We start from the raw sequence: 23289 nt of genomic DNA, 5'->3' as shown, positions 1-23289 counted from the left end.
TCTAGTAAACACTGTGTTATAGACATTCCGGATTACGTTCGGTGTGAAAAATAAGGTTAGCTAGGGTTTTTACCTGTTAATAGTTTTACGAAGTTACAAGGTTTGTGAGTACTGTCTAATTGATCTTTGAGTATCTTATGCCAGCCAGTTGCGCAGGCATTGTTCGACCCCGGCAAGCTAAATAATACGGTACGGTTTGCAAGACCGCCTACGCAGCGTGATTGGATCGTAGAGTTGCCGATTTCTTCGTAAGAAACCGCACGAAATAATTCGCCAAAGCCTTCGATGGTTTTATCAAATAGCGGTACGATAGCTTCGGGGGTGCTATCACGCATGGCAAACCCCGTGCCGCCGGTAATAATAATGGCGTGTACAATTGGGTTGGCTATCCACAGCGAGACGGCAGCGCGTATTTGGTAAATATCGTCTTTAACTATGCTGCGTTCATAGACGGTGTGATCTTCATCGGTCGCACATTGTGCTAACAAATCACCCGATGTGTCGTTCTCGCGAGTGCGAGTATCAGATACGGTTAGTATGGCGATATTGAGTGCTGTTTTTGTCATAGTGTTTGTTCGCTATTATTAATTTTTGAAGAAAAAGCTTTCCAGTATCATCATGCCGAGCTTGACTCGGTATCCAATCATTCTCTTAGTTTAATGGCTTTTTAAAAATAATTTCTATCTTAAAAATTAGTGGTCTCAGTCATAGTAAACACTCTTTTTCCATCAATACGGTAGTTGCTAATAATGGACTGGGCTGCTGTACTTTTTATCCAGCTAGAAAACAAAGTAGTTGCATGATGCTTATTGTTTTTTGATGACGTTAATGGCTTAGGTAGTGTGAGCAAATGGTAATGGTTTTTTAAATTAACCGTATCGCGCCAGAGTTGTTTAAGATTTTTCTTATTATTAAAGTTTAACCACGTACCGCTATCGACCAAGGTATAGGCATTATGTTGTGCGGCAACATTGAGTGTTTCTCCCATACCCGTGCCGGTGCGTAGTATGTTAATCATATTAGGTGTGTCGTGTGGCCACCAGCGTTGTTCCATACGATGAGTGCCACTTTTATCGTTTCGAGAAATGTATACACTATGGCTTTTTGCTAGTTGAGTAAATGCTTCTTGTGTGGTGCTAGCTTTTGATACGTGTGCAGGATCGTGTTGATCACCGACAATAAAAAACTCGCTATAAAATAGCGGCGTGCGCGCGATGATACTTCCTTTTTGTAGCAGCTTTTTCTCCCCTTCGGGCTCGTGGGTAATGGCGATGTCGATATCGCCTTTTTCTATAAAGTGAAACAACTGCCCGCTGCCCGCAACAATAGCCTTGATGATTATTTGATGCTCTTGATAAAAAGCATTACTTAGCATGCGCAATAAGCCTGAATCTTCTAACGTTGTTGTTACCCCAAGGTGCAAGGTAGGCGATGTTCGGCAGCTACTCAGTAATAGCGTTATTCCAAGTAATAATATACCCCTTATACCTCTAGCGATTCTCCTATTGTGGTTATGCATAATTCATCCATTGCTGTATGCATTTGGGTAATGTCTGAGCGGCTTCAGACGCGAAAAATTCCTTATGTTTGAGATGGCTAATAACGTTTCCTTGATCTAAAAAGAGAATGTCGTCAGCGATGCGTCGCGCTTGCGAAATAGTGTGTGAGCTTAAAATAATTTTACAGTCTGTCGACATCGCTTGTAATAAGTCATCAATCTTTTGCTGGCGGTTAGGGTCAAGGTTCGCGCAAGGTTCATCGAGGAGTAATAGCGTTGGTGAGAGCGCCCAAGCGCGGGCAAGGGCAACTAATTGTTGCTGACCACTGGATAGTGAAAGCGCTGATTGTTTTTCGAGTGACTCAATCCCTGCCCACGTAAGTGCTGCGTCAACTCTTGCAGTGATTTGCTGATTTTGTGATTGCTGTCTTTTTTTCCAAGAGTGAAACAGGTGGTTTGCCCATTGGCTTTTTGTACGGGTTGTATTTTTTTCACGTGCGATTAACGGTAGGGCAATATTGTATGAGACGGAGCGATCGAGTAGAACAGGCGTCGACGGCAGATAGGTCATTGCGGGGCACGTTAATGTAGACGATGGAAGGTAGCGCCCTGTGTAACTTGGTTGTAAGCCCGCCAGTAATTGTAGCAACAAGGTTTTACCCGCGCCGTTAGCACCGGCAATAACAGTGATACCCGTTTGCTCGATATGGGCATCGATGTCTTGTAGGCAGTGCTTGCCATTTAATGCGAGCGAGACTTTATCAAGAGTGATCATAGAGCTCGTCCGGCCATGCGCTTTTCTGCTAGAAAGCGTACACCATGTACGCAACCGTTAATTATAAAAGCGATAACAATAAGCAATAAGCCTAAAGCCAATGCCAGTGCTAAATTTCCCTGTTGAGTTTCTGTTGCAATGGCGGTTGTCATGACGCGGGTGTGGCCTTCTATATTTCCTCCTACGATCATCACTGCCCCGATTTCTGCAATCGCTCGTCCAAAAACAGCGAGAGTGATCGTCACTATTCCGACACGCGCTTCATAAATGAGTACATAGAGCATTTGTGGGGGTTGCAACCCTAATACGTAGAGTTGATGGTGAAGACGTTGCCAGTGTTGCTCGATTAATGGCAAAGAAAGTGCAATAACGATAGGCGTAATAAGCATGGTCTGGGCCATAATCATGGCTAGTGGTGTATAGAGTAAGCCCCAAATGCCTAATGGCCCCGAGCGAGATAGCAACAAATAGACCATAAGCCCGACAACAACCGGCGGTAAAGCCATTAACGTGTCGATAACAATGCGTATAAAGGTGCGTTGGTGAGTGCCAGTCAGAACGAGATAGAACGCGGTAGGAAATCCAATGACGACGGCAATGAGTAGTGCCGATCCGCTAACTTGTAATGATAAGCCTGCCACTTCCCATAAGGGGGTGCTTGGGGAGAATAGCAGTGAGGATATCTGTTCAAACACGCGTTATCTCTTGTGGAAAGTGAGCGACTAAGGTATTTTTTATCATAACAAAATTATAATAATCGTGTTGTCTCTTCATGAGTAGCGAGCGTATATGCGCTTTATTATGTGGAGACCTGATAGGTGTTTACATGCTTACCACTCTACGTTCTAAAAATTTAGGTATTTTTGGCGCTTTCTTACTATTAATCACTATTAGCGTATCTATTTCAGCAGAAGTGTATAAATGGGTCGATGAAAAAGGGCAAGTGCATTACGGTGATAATCCGAATGAGCAAGAAAAAAAGACGGCCGTTAATATTTCTAGTAATGAGTCGGTAACTTACAGTGATGCCCCTGATATGAGTGCGAAACCATCAAAAGGTTCACCGGCGCAGCCATCAAGTAAGGCAAAAGCTAGCGGTAAAAAGGTCACCATGTACTCAACAAGTTGGTGTGGTTACTGCAAAAAAGCACGAAAATATTTTCAATCGAAAGGCATCCCTTTTGTCGAATATGATATTGAAAAAAATGCTAGCGCGAAACGTGATTATGATGCGATAGGTGGGCGAGGCGTTCCGGTGATTGTTGTTGGTAAGAAGCGCATGAGCGGTTTTAGTCAAAAAGGTTTTGATCGGTTTTATAACAACCTCTAAAAACAATAAACAGCAGTCATATTGAACGTGATTCAGTATCCACCACCGTCATGCAGAACTCGATTCAGTATTCACCCACCGTCATACTGAACTTGATTCAGTATCTATTGAGACAACGTTTGCATTATGGATTGCGGCCTGCGCCGCAATGACGGCAGGTTGAGTGCTTTGTTTGTAGGATGCGAGAATTAAAAAGTTTATCCACCTACTGTAACACTGAACTTGATTCAGTATTCACCCACCGTCGTACTGAACTTGATTCAGTATCTATTGGGACAACGTTCGGCATTATAGATTGCGGCCTGCGCCGCAATGACGATGTGTTGAGTGTTTTATTTGTAGGGCACGATATTAAAAGACTCACCGACTCACCGACTCACCGACTCACCGACTCACCGACTCACCGACTCACCGTCATGCTGAACTTGATTCAGCATCTGCTAGTATTGAATTTGGTTAAAGCAGATCTAAGACGGCAAGCCCTTCCTTACATTTTTTCCATGGTTTCAATGCCCAGTATATCTAAACCAGTGTGTAGCGTGCGCGCAACCGCAAGAGCGAGTTGTAGGCGGCTGTGTTGCTGTTCTTTGCTAACGCCAGTTTTCAAAATGGGGCAGTGTTCGTAAAAGCGCATAAATAATCCGGCGACATCGTATAGGTAATTACACAATAAATGCGGGTAGGCTTCGCGGCTGGTTTGTTCGATAACTTCTGAAAATTGTAATGTTTTTATCGCCAGCGTTAGTTCTGCTTCTTCGGTAAGTACCAAGGTAGAATCGAGTTGTGTGACATCAATGCCATGGTCGCTATTGGCTTTGCGAAAAATGCTTTGGATGCGTGCGTAAGCATATTGTAAGTAAGGTGATGTATTACCTTCGAAGCTCAGCATGGTTTCCCAATTAAAAATGTAGTCGTTGGTACGGGTTTTGGATAAGTCGGCGTATTTAACTGCGCCGATACCCACTTTACGGGCAATCGTGCTGCGCTCTTCTGCACTAAGGTTAGGGTTTTTATCAGCGACGACTTTCTCGGCACGCTCTACGGCTTCAACGAGTAAATCGGCCAGTTTTACGGTACCGCCTGTGCGGGTTTTAAAGGGTTTGCCGTCGCTACCCATCATGGTGCCAAACGGGTGATGTTCTAAGCTAATGGATTCATCCACAAAGTGTGCTTTACGCGCAAGGGTAAACACTTGCTGCATATGTAATGATTGGCGAGCGTCAATAAAATATAAGATGCGATCAGCCTGTAATTGCTTGGCGCGATAGCGCAGAGCGGCTAGATCAGTTGTTGCATATAAAAAACCACCGCCTTGCTTTTGAATAATAACCGGGCTGGGGTCGCCGTCTTTATTGGTGATTTCTTCTAAGAAAACAACTTGTGCCCCTTGATCTTCTACGGCGAGCTTTTGTTCTTGCAACTCTTTTACTAGGGGGGCTAAATCATCGTTGTAAGCGCTTTCGCCGTACACGCTCTCTGCCGTTAGTGTTACGTTGAGCTGGTCGTAAATTTCTTGGCTATGGGTTAATGAGACACCTCTAAATTGTTCCCATAATGTGAGCACATGGGCGTCGCCCGATTGCAGTTTAACCACATAATTACGCGCTTTGTCGGCAAAGGCTTCGGATTCATCAAAGTGTTTTTTAGCGCTTTGGTAAAAACCTTCTAAATCTTTTAGTGCAAGACTGGCCGATTCGCCGTCACTTAATTGTTCTTCTAGCTCGGCAATCAACATACCAAATTGCGTTCCCCAGTCACCCACATGGTTCTGGCGGATCACTTTATGCCCCTGAAATTCTAGCGCGCGTACTACGGCATCACCGATGATGGTTGAGCGTAAGTGGCCCACATGCATTTCTTTTGCAAGGTTAGGTGAGGAATAATCGACCACGACGGTTTGCGCTTGAGTTGGCGCGCTATGCGCTAACGCCAAATCACCACTTTGTTGGTTTAGCTCGGCAATATGAGCGGCTAGCCACTGAGGGTTGAGGGTGAGATTAATAAAGCCCGGGCCAGCAATCTCCATCTGACTGATCATTTCTTGAGTGGTGGAATCTTGCTCAAGTTGTTCAACAATACGCTGGGCAATATCCCGTGGTTTCGCTTTGGCTACTTTTGCGGCTCCCATTGCACCGTTAGCTTGGTAATCCCCAAAGCCCGCTTTTTTGCTGGGCGCAATATGCGGTTGGCACTCGGCAGGTAAGCCTGCATTAAGCATGGCTTTAGCAACAAGATCGGTAAGTAAAGAGCGAATATTCATGAAAAGGGTGTCATCTGGGTTGGCGAATGAAAGACTGCGCATTTTATAGAGGCGGCGACAATAATGCTAGGCAGATAGCTATCTAGATAGCTAGCCTATAATCTTTGGAAATAAATTTTCGCCTTGAGCGTATGCCTAAGCTGGGCTTTTCCAGTACCATACACGGCCGCCATTGATGGCCGTATGATTATCAGATAAAGCAGTTGTGAGAGTAGTGTATGTGGTTTAAAAATTTGCGTGTGTACCGGTTTACTCAAGATTTCACCTTTGATGCGAGTAGCTTAAGTGAGGCTTTAGAGCAAGGGGCTTTTGTGCCCTGTGGTAGTCAAGAGCTGGCACGTTATGGCTGGGTATCGCCGATCGATCACCAATCTGACAGTGATCATGGTTTGGTTCATGCGAGTCAAGAGTACCTGATGATCTGCGCGAAGAAGCAAGAAAAAGTACTACCGGCGGCGGTGATTAATGAAGCGGTTGATGAAAAAGCGGCGGCGATTAGCGAGGCAGAAGGTCGGCCAGTGGGTCGTAAGGAGCGTCAATCATTAAAAGATGATGTATTACTCGAATTGTTACCCAGAGCCTTTGCGCGTTCCAGCGTACACTACGCCTATATAGCGCTAAAACAGGGGTATATTGTCATTAATGCGGCATCGGCGAGCAAAGCTGAAGAGTTATTGGCCGCACTGCGTGATGTGGTGGGTAGCTTGCCGGTGATCCCGCTGGTGAGCCAGCAATTACCTCATCAGATGATGACGCAATGGGTGACGCAAGCCGAAGCGCCTAGCCGCTTTACGCTAGGTGGTGAATGTGAGCTGGCGGATCCGAAAGAGTCGGGCAGTGTGATTCGTTGTAAGCATCAAGATTTAGCATCGGCAGAAATTAACAATTTATTACAGTCGGGGATGATTGTAACGAAGCTAGGTTTACAGTGGCGACAGGGTATTGATTTTATACTGGATGATCAGCTAGCGATTAAGCGCTTACGCTTTGAAGACGATATTCAAGATAAGGCCAATAGCCATGAAGCGGAAAGCAAAGCTGAACTATTTGATGTCGAGTTTGCCGTGATGACCGTTGAGCTGACGGCTTTTCTCGCCGATATGGTGGCCGCCTTAGGTGGGGTAAATACTCAAGCACCGTCGGTCGATGGGAAAATCGCACAAGCCAATAAAGATGATTCGAGCTATACCGGTGTTGATGAAGTGGTGTTTGAATAATGGTAGTGACATTCGTGACATCGAACACACACGTCGCCATACCTTCGTCACCATGCTGCCGTCATGCCCTCGCTATACCCTCGTCATGCCGGACTTGATCCGGTATTGATCCGGTATCTTTGTGGCGCCAGCATTGACTAGATTCCGGTTTTCACCGGAATGACGGGGTGGGTATTTTCACTGGAATGACGGGGTGGGTGTTTTCACCGGAATGATGGGTTGTGCGTTTTTACCGGAACGACGGGTTGTGCGTTTTCACTGGTATGGCGGGTTGGGTGTTACGTCAAATGCACGCGTCACCATGCTGCCGTCATGCCCTCGCTATACCCTCGCCATGCCTTCGTCATGCCGGACTTGATCCGGTATCTTTGTGGCGTCAGCATTGACTAGATTCCGGTTTTCACCGGAATGACGGGTTTGGCGTTTTCACCGGAATGACGGGGTGGGTGTTTTCACTGGAATGACGGGTTGGGTGTTTTCACCGAAATGACCGGGTGTGATTTTTCAGAGGAGTACAGTGATGGGCGAGGTTCTTCCCTTTAAAAAGAAAAGTCTTAAAGAAAAGCATAAGGGCAGCTCTTTGTGTCGTGATGGTTTTCATAAGTGGAAAGTCGTGACCAAGCAGCAATTTGATGTGAAACAAGGCAAGCTCGTGACTAAATCACAATGTGTACGCTGTGGTAAAACAAAGACAGAATTGCTCTGAGCTCATACATTTTGTGTTGAGTCCGATGGTATAAGGTATCAGTTAAGCTGTAAGTGTCGATAGAAGAAATCATTGCTTTCAATCAGGTCTGCCCCTATTTACAATGCCCGCTGAATTGACTGTTTTGGACGTTATATATAAATGAATACCCCTCAAGTAGGTCAGCGTTGGATGGTCGATACCGACTCCTCGCTGGGTCTTGGCATCGTTACCGACTGTGATGCCCGTAGTTTAACCATTGATTTTCCCGCCATTGAAGATAGCCGTTGTTACTCTCGCAATAATGCGCCACTCACGCGAGTGATATTTGCCGTGGGCGATACCATAGAAACGATCGATGATCAGCGTTATGTCGTTGCTCAAGTTGAGCAGGTGAATGATCTTGTTATTTACTTAAGTGTCGATGGTGAGCCTATCCCTGAAACGCGTTTGGCGTCTACGGTGCAGCTTAATCACCCAGTAAAACGTTTACTGGCAGGGCAATTAGATAAGCCTAAATGGTTTGATTTACGTGCAGATTTAGCAAGAGGCCACCACCAGTGGTTGCGCTCAGATGTGATTGGTTTACAGGGAGCGCGCATTAGTTTAACGCCCCACCAGCTTTATGTTGCTGATACGGCTACGCGATTGTCTGCCACTCGTATTCTTCTAGCGGATGAAGTGGGGCTAGGTAAAACGATTGAGGCAGGGCTTATTTTACAGCGCTTGATGTTGCAGGAGCGAGTGCAGCGAGTACTGATTATTGTCCCTGATGCCTTGCGTGTGCAGTGGTTTGTAGAGCTAGTGCGTTGCTTTAATATTCATGCGGTGATGTGGGGTGACCATGTTGATCTCGCCGACGCCCAAGTATTTATCGCTGCTCATACCATACTTGATACGGTTGATAACGCACAAAACCCCTCGGAATACGCTATGGGCGTCGACGATATTGTCGGTGCAGAAAGTGTAGCCAATGATCATTTTCTTACAGCGGATGACGATGATATTGCTGACAGCGTTGAGGATGAAAAAGGCAATAGCCCGCTAACCGATCTGCCGTGGGATCTTGTCATTGTTGACGAGGCTCACCATTTCGATTTGCTCAGCGATAAACCGGCAAGCCGTGCATTGCACAAAATAGGCTCTGCCTGTGAACACTTACTGCTGCTCTCTGCTACGCCAGAACGTATGGGCTTAGAGCAACATTTTTCACGATTACAGTTGTTGGATGCCTCACGCTTCCATGATTTTTCGGCTTTCCAACAACAGTATGCACATTATGAAGCATTGGCAGATGACATTGCTGAATTGTTGGATGATAGCCTGAGCCAGGTCGAACTGTCGTCAACACTTCAGCACAAATTACAGCAACTGTTTCCTCACTTGCCTGATCGTTATTTTGTGGAATATCTTCAGTCAAATGATCCGAAAAATACTCGCGCACTGACAGATTTACTACTCGACTGCCATGGTACGGGGCGGGTCGTCTTTCGTAATACACGCCATGCGATACAGGGTTTTCCTGAGCGTCGTTTAGTGACTCATCGATTGTCTGCTGAAGACAGTAGCGACGTAGATGCGGATTTATCATGGCTCGCGCAATTTATTAAGCAGCATAGCGATGACAAGATTCTTTTTATCACTCACGATAAAGACGATGTGCTTGATATTCGCGAGTGGCTTTATCGTAAAACAGGGATCGATTGCCCGGTGTTTCATGAAGGGATGTCACTCATTGAGCGTGATCGTGCGGCGGCTTACTTTGCCGACCAAACCGACGGGGCGCCAATGTTGTTGTGTTCTGAAATTGGCAGCGAAGGGCGTAACTTCCAATTTTGTCATCATCTGATTTGCTGGGACTTGCCTGAGCATCCCGATGTGTTAGAGCAACGCATTGGTCGTTTAGATCGTATTGGTCAGCAGCAAACCATGTATATCCATGTCGGCGTGACCGATAAGGCAACGGAACAGCGCTTGCATTGGTATCACGATATTCTTAACTGTATCGAAAAAACCAACCCTGCAGCCGGTGCTATGCACGATAAATGGTATGCCCAATATGATGCTAGCCCTGCAGTAGGTGCACAGGTTCAAGAAGAAATTACGGCTCTACTTTCGCAATTACAAAACGGTCGTGATCGTTTATTAGAAATGAATAGTTGTCGTCAACCCGAAGCGAACCAGCTTGTCGATAAGGTTGTGAACTTCGAGCATGAACATAATCCATTGGCACTGCTCACCTCAGCTACGGATTTATTAAATATCCACATGGAGCCGCTGGACGATACACGCTATAGCATGATTCCATCGGATCAAATGCTTGTGCCTTTGGTGCCGGGTATTCCTAACGATGGTTGCGAGGTCACCTTTGATCGACAAACGGCGACATCACGAGAAGATGTACAGTTTGTTACTTGGGATCATCCGTTAATGCAAGGCATGACGGAGTTGGTAACGACGTCTGAACTGGGTTCTGCGACAGTGGCATTATTGCCCAATAAAAAATTAAAACCGGGCACCTTATTTTTTGAAGCAATTTTTAGTGTAACGATTAAAAGTGCTTATGCCAAAATCGCCAGTGGTTTTTTAAGCGAATCGTTAGTGCGCATTGTAGTCGCAAAAAATAATCCTAATAATTTAGATGCTATCTTGCCGCAAGCGACGCTGGCTAAAGTCATTGAAAACGCGGCGAAAAATATTCGTAAAGCGGTGGTTAAAGACTATCAGCAAGATATACAGATCCTGTCAGATACCGCGCAAGCGATGGCTCAACAAGCATTGGATGATGTAGTTGCACAAACGCTAAACGATATTAAACAGCGTCGAGAGTTCGAACTAACCCGCTTGCGAGAATTGCAGCAGCGTAATCCATTAATTACTCAAGCCGATGTTGAGCAGCAAGCCATTTACTTTGATAACGTTGAACATGCCGTCACACAGCAATGTAGTATTGAAATGAATGCTGTACGGCTATTAGTGACTTATCAGCCAGAGAAGGCGTAAAGGTATGATCAGGCCCCTTGTCGTACCGAGCTTGATCCGGTTCTATAATACCAGTATTGACTAGATTCCGGTTTTCACCGGAATGACGGGTTAGGTAATGACGGGTTGGGTGTTACATCAATTCACACTTCGTCATGCCGAACTTGATTCGGTATCTTTATAGACCAGTATTGATTAGATTCCGGTTTTCACCGGAATGACGGGTTAGGTAATGACGGGTTGGGTGTTACATCAATTCACACTTCGTCATGCCGAACTTGATTCGGTATCTTTATAGACCAGTATTGATTAGATTCCGGTTTTCATCGGAGTGATATGTTCAGGATTTCCATCAGTATAAATAACAGGGTTGCGCATGATGACTCTTCAAAAACAATAAAGGAGCAACGCTATGAACATAATCGGTAGAGCGCCAAGCCAAACAATATACTCGCTTGTTAGATGTATTTTTTGTTTTTTATTCGTTGCCTGTTTTTCTCAAACCTCTGTTGGGCAAGATAAAAGCCCGGTGTGGAAAATAAGTCACGAAGGTAATGTGTTGTATCTTGGGGGTACTATCCATGCACTTGCTGAGTCCGATTACCCTTTGCCATCGGGTTTTGATACGGCTTATAGCGCGGCCAATGTGTTGGTGTTAGAAACAGACATTGAAAAAATGCAATCCCCAGAAGCGCAAGGCTTACTGGTTAATGCCATGTTGTATCAAGACGGCAGGACGCTAAGTCGCGTTTTGTCTTCGGAAGTTTATCAACAGCTAGCACAATTTATTGCTCAACGAGGTGGCGATATTGCTCAGTTCGAAACCTTTAAGCCGGGTATGTTAAGTATTTTGCTGACGCTAGATGAGGTAAAACGTTTAAACCAACTCGGTGAAGGTGTCGATAGTTATTACGATAAACGTGCTCAAAGGGATGGTAAAACACGTCTGTTTTTAGAAACCGTTGAGCAGCAGCTTAACTTTTTAGCCGCGATGGGCGAAGGCCAAGAAGATCATTTTATGCGTTATAGCCTCGAAGAGCTAAACAACACGTCGGCTATGTTGCAACAACTCAAACACGCGTGGCGTAGTGGTAATGAGTCAACACTAGAGACGGTAGGTATTAGTGAATGGCGTAATGATTTTCCGCGTTTGTACCAATCCTTGTTAGTGCAGCGTAATAACGCATGGTTACCACAGTTAGATGCCATGCTGAATACCGCACCTACCGAGGCAGTTTTTGTGGGTGCGCTTCATCTTGTGGGTGAAGAGGGTTTATTAACGCAGTTGCGCAAGCGGGGCTATATCGTTGAGCAATTACCTTAATCTATGTATGCCCTAACGTATGAATGAGACGTATACGCTTGAGCCTATCGGCTATATGAATACCTGCTTCCCTGAAAAGTTTGGCATTCCTCGCCAACCATTACTTGCGCCGAGTGCGAAGGGTGTACTGCGTTTATTGCCGCCGTTTAATGACCCTGCTTGTGTGCGTGGCTTAGAAAAATCTAGTCATGTTTGGCTAAGTTTTATTTTTCACCAGCATACGGATCAAGGTTGGAAGCCAACGGTGAGACCGCCGCGATTAGGTGGCAACGAAAAGCAGGGCGTATTCGCGACGCGCTCTTCGTTTCGGCCTAATAGCTTAGGCTTATCGGTAGTGGCATTGGATAAAGTATGTGTTGACAATCAGCAGGTGGTTTTACATTTTTCGGGTGTTGATTTGCTAGATGGTACCCCGATTGTTGATATCAAACCGTACCTTAGTTATGTCGATAGTTTACCGCATGCGGTTAATACGTTAGCGCAGCAAGCGCCAGAGATTATGCCCGTGGTTTTCTCCGCATCGGCTGAACTTTTTTGTAAAACGTATGGCGACGAGGTAAGCAGCGCTATTGGCCCTGTATCGAATTTAAAACAATTAATTATTGACGTGCTGCAGCAAGACCCTCGACCGGCTTATCACCAGCAAGCCGTTTCTGATGCCGCGCGTGAATATGGTATTGCCCTGCTGGATTGTAATATCCGATGGGAATGTATGGACGACAAAAGCGGTGGGCAGAAAAAAATTGTACGTGTTAATAGCATCAGTCGATGCTAGTGTTGGTATCGTCATAGTTGCGAAGGCAGCTATCTACAACGCCACGAAATAAAAATATTTAACCAATAGAAACGAGTAAAATAGCGACTGTTTATTGTGTTGTGTAATAAATAGATCGCAGACATAACTAAGATAGATACCTGCCTTCGCAGGTATGACGATAAACAATAAAGGATAATAATTATGCCAAAAGCGAGTGAAATTAAAAAAAATACGGCCATCGAAATAAACGGTGAAGCCTATATCGTCAGAGATATTGAGCGCTCGGTACCACAAGGGCGTGCGGGCGGTAGTATTTATCGTATGCGCATGTACAACGTGGCGACCAACGCTAAGGTCGACGAATCGTATAAAGATTCCGATATGCTCGCATTAGCCGATTTAACCCGTCGCCCGGTGACGTTTTCTTATGCCGATGGTGAAGAATATGTGTTTATGGATAGCGAAGACTACACTCCCTATAGTTTTAATAAAGAAACGATCGAAGATGAGCTGTTATTTATCACTGCGGATACACAAGATTTACAGGTAATTATTGTTAATGATGCGCCGGTGGCTCTGGATTTGCCGTCGATTGTTACCTTGGCGATTGTAGAAACAGACCCTTCTATTAAAGGCGCGTCAGCATCAGCAAGAAGTAAACCCGCAGTGTTAGAAACGGGATTAACAGTTTCTGTACCAGAGCATATTGCGAGTGGTGAAATGATAAAAGTGAATGTCGAAGAAAGAAAGTTTACCGGTCGTGGAGATGCAAAGTAGTTTTTAGTTTATCGATGATACTTATCATGCCCGCGATGTAGCAGGCATGATTGTCATATCAGTAATTTATTTGTTAGTGTAGTTGTTCGCTGCAAATTCCCAGTTGGCTAAATTAAAAAATGCTTCAACGTATGCTGGGCGTGCATTGCGGTAATCAATATAATAAGCGTGTTCCCAAACATCACAAGTGAGTAACGGTGTATTATCGGTTGTCAGTGGGCAGTCTGCATCATCGGTATTCACAATCTCTAAGCCGCCTTCGGCGGTTTTGACAAGCCACGTCCAGCCAGAACCAAAGTTACCTGCTGCTTTTTCAGAAAACTCGGTCACAAAAGCCTCATAACTTCCCCATAGTTTATCGATGGCATCGGCTAGTTCACCGTTTGGTTGTCCGCCGCCATTGGGGCTTAGGCTATGCCAGTAAAAGGTATGATTCCAAATTTGAGCGGCGTTATTAAATACACCGCCTTCACTGGTCTTGATAATCTCTTCTAAAGATTTATTCGCTAAGTCGGTACCATCTACAGCAGCATTGAGTTTAGTGACATAGGTTTGATGATGCTTGCCGTAATGATATTCCAATGTCTCAGCAGAAATGTGTGGCTCAAGTGCTGACTTATCGTAGGGCAGTGCAGGTAATTCAAAACTCATCAGTTATATCCTGTTTAAAAAAGTTGTGGGTAAGTGCATGGCAGTTATGCTTCTGGCACTATTCAATTAATATAGTACGTGTAGAGTACGTACTTAGATGGTTTAGACCAAAGATTATTACGCTTGAAGGGAGAATAACCCTGTTACGAGATTTGGTCATAACGCCGCGCACAGGGGCGGCCAAATAAGCGGAGCGTTTTGGGCGTCCCAGCGGCTAGCGGGAGCGATTGCTGCGTCTTGTTATGTTTAAAATTCTAAATTTTGAGCCATCCACTTGCCTATATTCCCATTACATTCAAGTATGCCAATTACAGTATTAATGTTAACTTTTTCAGCAGAAACACCGTACCCTTTTTTTAAATGGTGAATACTTTTAATTCGCATGTGTTTTGCCATTTGCTTTATGTACCAGTTATTTCCATTTCCATTATATTTAGGCTGAAACACTGATATTAAAATCGCTTCCATTTCATCTAACAATTCATCTTTGACAAAGATATACCCAAAAGAGTCAAATTCTTTATTAGCATCATCATAGTGTGCTCCAAGGCGTTTACCTAGAGACTTCGTTTGCCCAACATACACAATTTCAGGTTGACCTTCTATTTGTTCCTGTATCAATAAATAGATACAAGAGCGACTATAAAAGTCCTCAAGGTAATTAGTTCCAATTTGTTGAAACTCTCCATTTTTTATCGCTTTAGTAGCATCTAACAAAGATTCAAATACTATCGTTTTCATTAAGTACTACATTTTCACTTTAAACATAACAGGGTTATTTATAGGTATGGGTGTTGTACTTGTTTGCTTAGTGGCGTTTCCAAATAATATGATCGAGAGAAATTAATCCGCCACCTTGGCGCATAAGATAAAGCAGAGGGAGTACCCAGTAAGCGTGAACCGTCCACCATGCATCGGGGTAGACAAAAAATTGAATAACCATTGTCATCACAAATAAACCCAGCGCGGCAAAGCGAGTCATCAAACCGAGTAACAACATGATCGCCAAGAAGAACTCACCAAAAGTGCCTAAATAAGCAGCGAGCTCGCTAGGGATCAATGGGATGCCATACTCGAAATCAAACAATAAGAATGTACTATCGGTGACATTCCAGAAGGCAAAATGTTGTCCGCCAATCGTTAAGCCGGTAATTTTAGTTTGTACCGAAAACCAAAACACCTTAAAAATAACCAAGCGCATAGCGAGGTTTACAAACCACTCGGGAATCATTTTTAATAAATTTTCAATAGGGCTGATGATTTTACAAAGATAAGAAGTCATGGTTTTTCGCCTTGGTTAATATGACAATGATTATGTTGATAGACTCTTTATAAAAGCATTACATTTTTGGTGTGTTTGAATGAGTAATGCTTATTATAAGTTGCGTCTGTATTAAAAATTGTATCGCGTGCCCCGCATCGAAATCTTGATGTAGGGTCAGTGTTTTTTCTATTGCCTCTGCGAGAGTGAGTGTATCGTGTAAGCCTTTGATAAAACAATACAGGGAGTGGTCAACATGATACATACAAACACTATATGTAGGTCTGACCACTAAAACGTATTGTGGTTCACCTAAGGTAATGCTTTCTTGAAGGTTCTGTTGTTCTGCTTGGTTGTTCTGCCATATGCTAAATATCGGATCATTAGAATGGATGCAGTGCAGCGACGGATGTAAGTGAATATAAGATTGCGCCAATTCTTCAGGCGATATATTGGCTATATATTCAGGCGCCAGTGGGTTGGCATCTTGTGCGTGATAGGCGCGATGTCGAGCTAATTCGAGGTGTGCTATATCTGTTAAATAAGCCATGTTAGCCGTGTGCTCAAACGCACTTAAAAACTGAGGGAAGTCTTCCCCTAAAAATACCATGGCCGCTTGTTGTGGTGGATGCTGCCTAAAATAAACCCCCGCAGTACCTGTGAAAAAATCATCACCAACCAGTTGTTTAACTACCGGGTATAAGTCGCCTAACGCTGTGGTGAGTGAAAAGAAAACATTGTTTTGATAAATAGCAAAGCGTTGTTCGCCTGCCGTATCCGATGCGGTTTGAAAAGTATCACGCAGTGCAGGTGTTAACTCATTAAGCAGTGAGTGACAAAATTGCTCTTGCCATTGGGGTAAGGTGATTGAAGGTTTATCGTCAATCATTCGCTATGCTCCACTAAAAGGCGCTTTGCTTTATTGGCTTCGCTCAATAATGTGCTAAGTTCTGGTACGTCAGTATCCCACTCAATTAGCACCGGAGGTAATGTTCTCTCGGCTTGCTTTATTTGTTGTAGGGCGCTTTGGTAAAGCTGCCATACCTCGTCAATAATGGGTGACCCATGATCATCAATAAGTACGTTTTCATTATCAATGATTTCACAGGCATGGCCCGCTAGATGTATTTCACCGACGGCATGTAGTGGATAATCATTAAGGTATTGTTCGCTGCAAAAATCTTGGTTGTTGGCGGAAACATAAATGTTATTAATGTCTAACAATAGTCCGCAGTTGGTTTGTTTAACCAGTGCCGACAAAAATTCGGTTTCTGTCATGTCACTGTGTTTAAACCCCAAATAGGCCGACGGGTTTTCAACAAGAATCGTACGTTGTAAAACCTCTTGTACCTTGTCGACATTCTCGATTACGGTGCGCAGAGAGGCTTCAGTATAGGGAAGTGGGAGTAGGTCATTAAGAAAGTATTGTTGGCCGTGGCTCCATGATAAATGCTCGGAGACTTGTGCAGGCTGGTATCGATTAACCACCTTTTTTAACGCCATTAAATGCTCGTCATTGACGCCATTAGCGCTCCCTAGTGATAAGCCCACCCCATGCATGGATAATGGGTAATGTTCAGTGATCTCTCGCAAATATTTGTGCGGTAAGCCACCGTCGCCCATATAGTTTTCTGGGTGCACTTCAAACCAGTCGAGAGCGGGTAAGGTGTTGAGTATTTCATCATAGTGTTGCGGCTTTAAACCAATGCCAACACCGTGTAAAGATTGACGACTTTTTTTCATGATGAGTAAACCAAACAACCGTGCGTATTAAAGAGCATGAGTGTATCCCGATGACAAACTATTGTACCAATAAAAAAGGCCAGCGAATGCTGACCTTATTATTAAGAAACCTAAACGTTAGCTAGGAATGTTAACGTCGGTAGGCTCCAGTGAACCACCGACTAAGCGCTCACAACTACCTTTAGGAACAAACATCCACGCGTTACCTTGAGCATCTTTAGTTGATGTGCCTGCACAGCTCGTGCCAGGGCCTGCTGCGCAATCATTTTTACCGGCTTTAGAAACGCCGTAGCATTTTTCAGCTTTGAATTTAGGGCCAGCAACAGCATCTTGCGCGGTTGCCATAAATAGTCCGCTTGCAATTGCGCTGGTAATTAATAGTGATGTGGTTGTCTTTTTCATAGGTTTCTCCGATAGTAATAAATGAACATAATTAAATGACATAATCTGTGCGTCTTGTGACTCTGCTTTTTTAAAAAAGTTCATCACTGAAAAAACATAAGGAGCCTCTGATTAACCGCTTTTGTCATTCCGGGCTTGACCCGGAATCCCTATAAATTAAGCATCTATAGATTCCGGCATACGCCCATAACTGTCCGGAATAAATATTCATAGAGCAAGAGCTCCTTGCATGGATTGGTAATACAAGACTTTCTTACGCCTCTTTTTCTCTATTTGCCACTCTGTTTCAACTCTCTGAAACAGAGTCGCTCGCAAGCTCATTAGGCACATCTTCAAGCTCACATCTTGTCGAAAATTGCGCTGATACAATTGCACCAACAAGTACGTAATAATGGCGCTATAAATTTGTATTTTTACCGCATTTTTACTACGACCCAAGAACACTTTTATTTTTAAGTGTTGCTTGATCCATTTAAAAAACAATTCAATTCCCCAACGCTGTTTATACAACTGAGCAATCTCTTTCGCTGACCGCGTCATGTCATTGGTCGCGATAATTAACGGCGTATCTTTATCCGGCCGACTCACTGTAATCTTTCGTAGTGGCGTACCGTGATAATGATTAACCCTAGCGCCTCCCGGACGTTTGTTTTTAAAACACACTATCGCATCTTCTAAAATTATCGCCTCATCTTTGGCTTCGATTGGACGATACGATTCAACCACTAAAGACGCATTACGTTTAAAACGAGAGACGAATACGCTACCTGATTCATGTAAACGATACCACCAGTTATAGTCGGTATAACCCCTATCAAACACATACGTCGCGCCTATTTCCGCTTCCGTTTTTCTACCTACTTCAAGATCACCTATCTTAGGTTCTGTTATTTCAAGGTTGACCGGAGTATTACTCGGAGACGCTATCGTTAAATGCGCTTTTAATCCCTGAATACGATTATCTTTTTCTGCTTCAGCCCACTCATCGTAACCTAAACCCACTAACGGTATCGGTGTGGAATCTAGTAAATACAATAGGTCACTGAGTTCACCTTTCACTTTTTTGTGTCCGCGCTTTAAGAGCAATGCACAGATATCAGCAAACACGTTATTCGAACGATATTTATTCGCATCTGATAATGTCGAACGCTTAATTTTACGACAACCTAAATGGTAATGATGCGTCTCCTGACTATTAAAACCCGCCTCTAATTCTCGTAAGCTTTGGCATCCTGATACCTGCGCATAGATCATTGCGAGCAGTTGATTCCAGCAACGAAATCCTTTGTTGTGCTTATCTGCTTTATGCTTTGAAACCACTTTTTCTACTGCTTGGCGAGGAAGTGCTTTCATTAATTCAGTAAATCGTGTATTTCTATACATATTGCAGCCTCTAGGTTATGAGTCGTGTCAGTGGGTTTTACCCTTTAAACCTAGAGGCTGCAACCTCTTCAGCAATACGCTTAACTTTTATTCCGGACAGTTATGGGCATACGCCGGAATGACAGTTCATCAGAGATTCCATAAGATAGATTTCAATCCATAAGAGAAACTCCGAACAAGTCATTCCGGTGAAAACCGGAATCTCGTGTTCTAGGGATACCGGATCAATACCGGATCAAGTCCGGCATGACGAAGGCATGACGAAGGTATTACTAAGGTATTACTAAGGTATTACTAAGGTATTACTAAGGTATTACGAAAAATGGCAGTCCGAGCTTCCATAAATATGCACAATGCATAGAATAGTACATCGACAGCATCTGTCGAATAAGGCCCAGCATGAAGCGTGATATGAGACGTAATATAAAGTGTAGTATGAAGATAATAAGGTTACTCTTATTCCCCCCATGTTCTCGTCAATGGTGGTTGATCGTTAACGCGCTGTGGGCGATCAGTATCTTGGTTTTTTCGCACTCCGCTTACAGTTGGGGAAAGTTAGGGCATCAAGTGGTGTGTGATATAGCGTGGCATCACTCGACACCATCAACTCAGCGATTATTAGCAGCCTCAGCTAAACGCATGGGCTATAAAACCTTTGCCGATAGCTGTGCTTGGGCAGATGCTATCAAGAGTAACGCTCGTTATGATGATTTGAAGCCTTTACATTACGTCAATGTTAAACGAGACGAAACCGCTATTCATCGTGCAGTGTGTGTCGCTAACCCGGTTTCTCAAGCATCGCCAAAAAAATTACCGCAATGTGTGTTAACGGCTATTCCTTATTATTGGCGTCGTATTGAGCATGAGCAGTATAGCCAGCGGGAACAGGATCAAGCGTTGTTATTGTTTGCCCACTTTGTAGGTGATGTTCATCAGCCGTTGCATGTGTCTTATGCGGATGACCGCGGCGGTACGCGGCGTCAAGTGGTGTACCAAGGTAAGTTGCTATCACTCCATTATTTGTGGGACACACAGTTGTTGTATTGCCAGTCAGTTAATGGAAAGCGCCCTACATGGCGTAGCTTAGGGCGGCAATTAGCGTCAGTCGCGCCGACTAAAGCTGATCCTGCTGCCGTAGTTGTTTCTACATCTGCGAACATCTCTCAGCAAGTACAGTATTGGGCACAAGAATCTTTAGATATTACACGGCGGCTCTACACCGAGCTTAATGCACGTAAGCCAAGCGTTGGTCAGCGTTCAAGCGCATCGCCACGATTGTCTAAGCGCTATTGTGCAACTCATTATCCACTGGTGTTATCTCGTTTACAGCAAGCCGGCATTCGCTTATCTCAATTGCTTGAGTCGCGTTACACAAGGCCGTAACCTCAGTCGACCTAGAAGGCATTACTGAGTGGTTACGTAACCCCCATTGTAGCGGCTGCTCTTCCTTCGTTTTACCCTGCTCTTACTCTTATTTACATGGACAATATAGGGTACAATCGCCCACCAATTTATCGACAGCTTGAGTGGCTCTATCGCTTATGGAAATTAACCCCTATCTCACTACCCTTAAATCGCTAACCGAGCGCACCGATGTGCTTAGGGGGTATCTTTGACTACGATGCCAAGCAAGAGCAGCTCGCCGAAGTCGAATTAGAGCTTGCCGAACCTGAGGTCTGGAATAATCCAGAACGTGCGCAAGCGCTGGGGCAAGAGCGATCACAACTCGAAGCCATTGTGGGTACGATTAACAAACTGGATGTGGGTGTGGTCGATGCGCGTGAATTGCTCGATATGGCCGTCGAAGAAGACGATGAAAGTATTCTTGACGATGTACAAGATGAAATCGATGCACTTAGCGCACAATTAGAAACCCTTGAATTTCGCCGTATGTTTTCTGGTGAAACTGACGCTAATAATGCTTACCTCGATATTCAATCGGGTTCTGGCGGCACCGAAGCCCAAGACTGGGCTGAAATGGTGTTGCGTATGTATTTGCGTTGGGGGGATGCTAGGGGTTTTAAAACTACATTAGAAGAAGCCTCTGCTGGCGATGTGGCGGGTATTAAAAGTGCCACTATTCGGTTTGAAGGTGAATATGCTTTTGGTTGGCTGCGTACCGAAACAGGCGTGCATCGTTTAGTGCGTAAATCGCCTTTTGATTCGAGTAGCCGTCGTCATACTTCCTTTTGTTCCGTGTTTGTTTCCCCCGAAATTGACGACAACTTTGAAGTAGAAGTCGATAAATCCCAGGTGCGTGAAGACACTTATCGTGCTTCCGGTGCGGGTGGTCAGCATGTGAATAAAACTGATTCTGCCGTGCGTTTAACCCATGAGCCCAGCGGTATTGTTGTGCAATGCCAAAGCCAGCGTTCGCAGCACCAAAACCGTGATACCGCATGGAAGATGTTACGCGCCAAATTATACGAGCAAGAATTACAGCGTCGTAACGCAGACAAACAAGCACAGGAAGATAATAAGTCAGATATTGGTTGGGGCAGCCAGATTCGTTCTTATGTATTGGACGATCAACGCATCAAAGACTTGCGTACCAATGTGCAAACCAGCAACTGCCAAGCTGTGCTTGATGGCAGCTTAGATCAATTTATTGAAGCCAGCTTAAAAGCAGGCTTATAACCCATTAACCAACGACCCTTGATGATTATGAGCAACGAACCCAAAGACGAAAACAAACTGATCGCCGAACGCCGCGAAAAGCTCACCGCTATTCGTGAACAAGGCGTCGCCTTTCCTAATGCGGTCACGCGCGAACATAAAGCCGCCGATTTACAAGCAGAGTTTGGTGAAAAAACCAAAGAAGAATTAGAAGCGCTTGATCATAAAGTATCGGTTGCAGGACGTGTGATGGCAAAACGTGGGCCGTTTATGGTGCTACAAGATGTGACTGGCCGTGTACAACTGTATGCCGATAAAGCATCGCAAAAACAATTAAAAGAAACCTGCGGCTTATGGGATATTGGTGACATTGTTAATGTGAGCGGCGCCTTACATAAATCCGGTAAAGGCGATTTATATGTCAACCTTGAGCAGTTTCAATTACTCACCAAATCATTACGTCCGTTACCGGATAAGTACCACGGCCTTGCCGATCAAGAAATTCGTTATCGTCAACGTTACGTTGACTTAATGGTTAACCCTGATGTGCGCGATACGTTTACTATTCGCTCGCAGGTGATTAGTTTTATTCGCGCCTATCTTAATCAAAGTGATTTTTTAGAAGTTGAAACGCCCATGCTACAAAGCATTCCAGGTGGAGCAACGGCGCGTCCATTTGTGACGCATCACAACGCGCTCGATATGGATATGTATTTGCGTATTGCGCCAGAACTTTATCTTAAGCGTTTGGTTGTGGGTGGCTTTGAGCGTGTGTACGAAATTAACCGTAACTTCCGCAACGAAGGATTATCGACACGCCACAACCCTGAATTCACGATGCTGGAATTCTACCAAGCCTATGCAGACTATAATGACTTGATGGATTTAACCGAAGATATGCTGCGCCAAATTGCGCAAAATGTATTGGGTTCGACCGATGTAAAAAATACCGTCAAAAATGCAGATGGCGAAGTAACCGAAGAAATCGTCTATGATTTTGCAAAACCGTTTACTCGCTTAAGTGTATTCGATTCTATTTTGCAATATAACGATGATATTAGTGCAGAAGCCCTAGCGGACGAAAAAAGTGCGCGCGCCATTGCCGAGGGCTTACATATTCCTCTTAAAGATTCGTGGGGTTTGGGTAAAGTACACATTGAAATTTTTGAAAAAACCGTCGAGCATCGTTTGATGCATCCTACGTTTATTACTCAGTACCCAACCGAAGTATCACCACTGGCACGTCGCAATGACGACAACCCATTTGTGACGGATCGCTTTGAGTTCTTTGTTGGCGGCCGTGAAATTGCTAATGGCTTTTCTGAGTTGAATGATGCCGAAGACCAAGCCGAACGCTTTAATGCACAAGTCGCTGAAAAAGATGCCGGTGATAACGAAGCCATGCATTACGACGAAGATTATATTCGCGCATTAGAATATGGTTTGCCACCAACCGCAGGTGAGGGCATTGGTATTGACCGCTTGGTTATGCTGTTAACCGATTCGCCGTCAATTCGTGATGTTCTATTATTTCCGCATATGCGACCAGAATAGCCTTGATGCAAGATCACGTTCAGCATTCACCGTCATGCTGAACGTGATTGAGTTTTATTGTTATTGTTGTCTAC

The 23289-nt window shown here is 44.4% G+C and carries 22 protein-coding genes; 10 read left to right on the top strand and 12 right to left on the bottom strand.

Annotation, left to right across the window (positions count from 1 at the left end):
- Positions 1 to 56: 56 nt before the first annotated feature.
- The 4 genes from moaB to ACZ5O6_RS08455 form a co-directional block, all read right to left on the bottom strand.
- Positions 57 to 566: a molybdenum cofactor biosynthesis protein B gene (moaB, locus tag ACZ5O6_RS08470; protein ID WP_447092545.1), complete on the bottom strand. Its 510-nt coding sequence runs from the start codon at positions 564 to 566 to the stop codon at positions 57 to 59.
- A 119-nt stretch (positions 567 to 685) separates the two neighbouring features.
- Positions 686 to 1519 (bottom strand): ABC transporter substrate-binding protein, encoded by an 834-nt coding sequence (locus ACZ5O6_RS08465; protein WP_447092544.1) that lies wholly within the window; start codon positions 1517 to 1519, stop codon positions 686 to 688.
- Positions 1512 to 2273 carry an ATP-binding cassette domain-containing protein gene (locus ACZ5O6_RS08460; protein WP_447092543.1) on the bottom strand — a complete coding sequence of 254 codons (762 nt, stop codon included), beginning with the start codon at positions 2271 to 2273 and terminating at the stop codon, positions 1512 to 1514. Before ACZ5O6_RS08460 ends, ACZ5O6_RS08465 begins: the two co-directional genes overlap by 8 nt.
- On the bottom strand, positions 2270 to 2968 hold the full coding sequence (locus tag ACZ5O6_RS08455; protein ID WP_447092542.1) for an ABC transporter permease: 699 nt from the start codon (positions 2966 to 2968) through the stop codon (positions 2270 to 2272). The genes ACZ5O6_RS08460 and ACZ5O6_RS08455 overlap by 4 nt, the downstream gene beginning before the upstream one ends.
- A gap of 131 nt (positions 2969 to 3099) precedes the next feature.
- On the opposite strand from ACZ5O6_RS08455, the gene ACZ5O6_RS08450 reads away from it, so the two are divergent.
- A complete protein-coding gene (locus tag ACZ5O6_RS08450) occupies positions 3100 to 3603 on the top strand; it encodes a glutaredoxin domain-containing protein (RefSeq protein ID WP_447092541.1) in 504 nt (167 codons plus the stop codon).
- Positions 3604 to 4090: 487 nt separating this feature from the next.
- Here ACZ5O6_RS08450 and argS read toward each other — a convergent pair whose 3' ends face one another.
- On the bottom strand, positions 4091 to 5863 hold the full coding sequence (argS, locus tag ACZ5O6_RS08445) for an arginine--tRNA ligase (RefSeq protein ID WP_447092540.1): 1773 nt from the start codon (positions 5861 to 5863) through the stop codon (positions 4091 to 4093).
- A 218-nt stretch (positions 5864 to 6081) separates the two neighbouring features.
- Between argS and rdgC the strand changes: the two genes are divergently transcribed.
- The 6 genes from rdgC to efpL all read left to right on the top strand — a co-directional run bounded on the left by rdgC (position 6082) and on the right by efpL (position 13605).
- Positions 6082 to 7080 carry a recombination-associated protein RdgC gene (gene rdgC, locus ACZ5O6_RS08440; protein ID WP_447092539.1) on the top strand — a complete coding sequence of 333 codons (999 nt, stop codon included), beginning with the start codon at positions 6082 to 6084 and terminating at the stop codon, positions 7078 to 7080.
- A 520-nt stretch (positions 7081 to 7600) separates the two neighbouring features.
- A complete protein-coding gene (locus ACZ5O6_RS08435; RefSeq protein WP_447092538.1) occupies positions 7601 to 7786 on the top strand; it encodes a hypothetical protein in 186 nt (61 codons plus the stop codon).
- A gap of 141 nt (positions 7787 to 7927) precedes the next feature.
- Positions 7928 to 10768, top strand: a complete 2841-nt coding sequence (locus tag ACZ5O6_RS08430) for a helicase-related protein (protein WP_447092537.1) — start codon at positions 7928 to 7930, stop codon at positions 10766 to 10768.
- A 391-nt stretch (positions 10769 to 11159) separates the two neighbouring features.
- On the top strand, positions 11160 to 12071 hold the full coding sequence (locus tag ACZ5O6_RS08425) for a TraB/GumN family protein (protein WP_447092536.1): 912 nt from the start codon (positions 11160 to 11162) through the stop codon (positions 12069 to 12071).
- A 19-nt stretch (positions 12072 to 12090) separates the two neighbouring features.
- Entirely contained in the window at positions 12091 to 12846 is a 756-nt protein-coding gene (gene tsaA / locus ACZ5O6_RS08420) for a tRNA (N6-threonylcarbamoyladenosine(37)-N6)-methyltransferase TrmO (RefSeq protein ID WP_447092535.1), read from the top strand.
- A gap of 183 nt (positions 12847 to 13029) precedes the next feature.
- Entirely contained in the window at positions 13030 to 13605 is a 576-nt protein-coding gene (efpL, locus tag ACZ5O6_RS08415) for an elongation factor P-like protein EfpL (protein WP_447092534.1), read from the top strand.
- A gap of 66 nt (positions 13606 to 13671) precedes the next feature.
- On the opposite strand, the gene ACZ5O6_RS08410 is transcribed toward efpL, so the two are convergent.
- The 7 genes from ACZ5O6_RS08410 to ACZ5O6_RS08380 form a co-directional block, all read right to left on the bottom strand.
- Positions 13672 to 14256 (bottom strand): superoxide dismutase, encoded by a 585-nt coding sequence (locus ACZ5O6_RS08410; RefSeq protein WP_447092533.1) that lies wholly within the window; start codon positions 14254 to 14256, stop codon positions 13672 to 13674.
- A gap of 246 nt (positions 14257 to 14502) precedes the next feature.
- Positions 14503 to 14997: a GIY-YIG nuclease family protein gene (locus ACZ5O6_RS08405; RefSeq protein WP_447092532.1), complete on the bottom strand. Its 495-nt coding sequence runs from the start codon at positions 14995 to 14997 to the stop codon at positions 14503 to 14505.
- Positions 14998 to 15064: 67 nt separating this feature from the next.
- Positions 15065 to 15538: a DoxX family protein gene (locus tag ACZ5O6_RS08400; RefSeq protein WP_447092531.1), complete on the bottom strand. Its 474-nt coding sequence runs from the start codon at positions 15536 to 15538 to the stop codon at positions 15065 to 15067.
- Positions 15539 to 15596: 58 nt separating this feature from the next.
- Complete coding sequence (locus ACZ5O6_RS08395) at positions 15597 to 16406, bottom strand: HvfC/BufC family peptide modification chaperone (protein ID WP_447092530.1); 810 nt, start codon at positions 16404 to 16406, stop codon at positions 15597 to 15599.
- Complete coding sequence (gene bufB / locus ACZ5O6_RS08390; protein WP_447092529.1) at positions 16403 to 17260, bottom strand: MNIO family bufferin maturase; 858 nt, start codon at positions 17258 to 17260, stop codon at positions 16403 to 16405. Before bufB ends, ACZ5O6_RS08395 begins: the two co-directional genes overlap by 4 nt.
- 117 nt (positions 17261 to 17377) lie before the next feature.
- Positions 17378 to 17662 (bottom strand): BufA1 family periplasmic bufferin-type metallophore, encoded by a 285-nt coding sequence (locus ACZ5O6_RS08385; protein ID WP_447092528.1) that lies wholly within the window; start codon positions 17660 to 17662, stop codon positions 17378 to 17380.
- Between the two features lie 207 nt (positions 17663 to 17869).
- Positions 17870 to 19045 (bottom strand): IS4 family transposase, encoded by a 1176-nt coding sequence (locus tag ACZ5O6_RS08380; protein ID WP_447093035.1) that lies wholly within the window; start codon positions 19043 to 19045, stop codon positions 17870 to 17872.
- Positions 19046 to 19480: 435 nt separating this feature from the next.
- Between ACZ5O6_RS08380 and ACZ5O6_RS08375 the strand changes: the two genes are divergently transcribed.
- The 3 genes from ACZ5O6_RS08375 to lysS all read left to right on the top strand — a co-directional run bounded on the left by ACZ5O6_RS08375 (position 19481) and on the right by lysS (position 23215).
- Positions 19481 to 20428: a S1/P1 nuclease gene (locus ACZ5O6_RS08375; protein ID WP_447092929.1), complete on the top strand. Its 948-nt coding sequence runs from the start codon at positions 19481 to 19483 to the stop codon at positions 20426 to 20428.
- A gap of 158 nt (positions 20429 to 20586) precedes the next feature.
- Positions 20587 to 21682 (top strand): peptide chain release factor 2 gene (gene prfB, locus ACZ5O6_RS08370; protein WP_447092930.1). Its coding sequence is split into 2 segments (ribosomal slippage): positions 20587 to 20658 and positions 20660 to 21682, totalling 1095 coding nucleotides; the frame shifts between segments, so codons are not numbered across the junction.
- Between the two features lie 27 nt (positions 21683 to 21709).
- A complete protein-coding gene (lysS, locus tag ACZ5O6_RS08365; RefSeq protein WP_447092931.1) occupies positions 21710 to 23215 on the top strand; it encodes a lysine--tRNA ligase in 1506 nt (501 codons plus the stop codon).
- The last annotated feature ends 74 nt before the right edge of the window (positions 23216 to 23289 follow it).

The organism is Eionea flava (genome assembly GCF_055393785.1).
The sequence above is the reverse complement of the archived record's forward strand: the minus strand, read 5'-3'. Positions and strand labels throughout refer to the sequence as shown.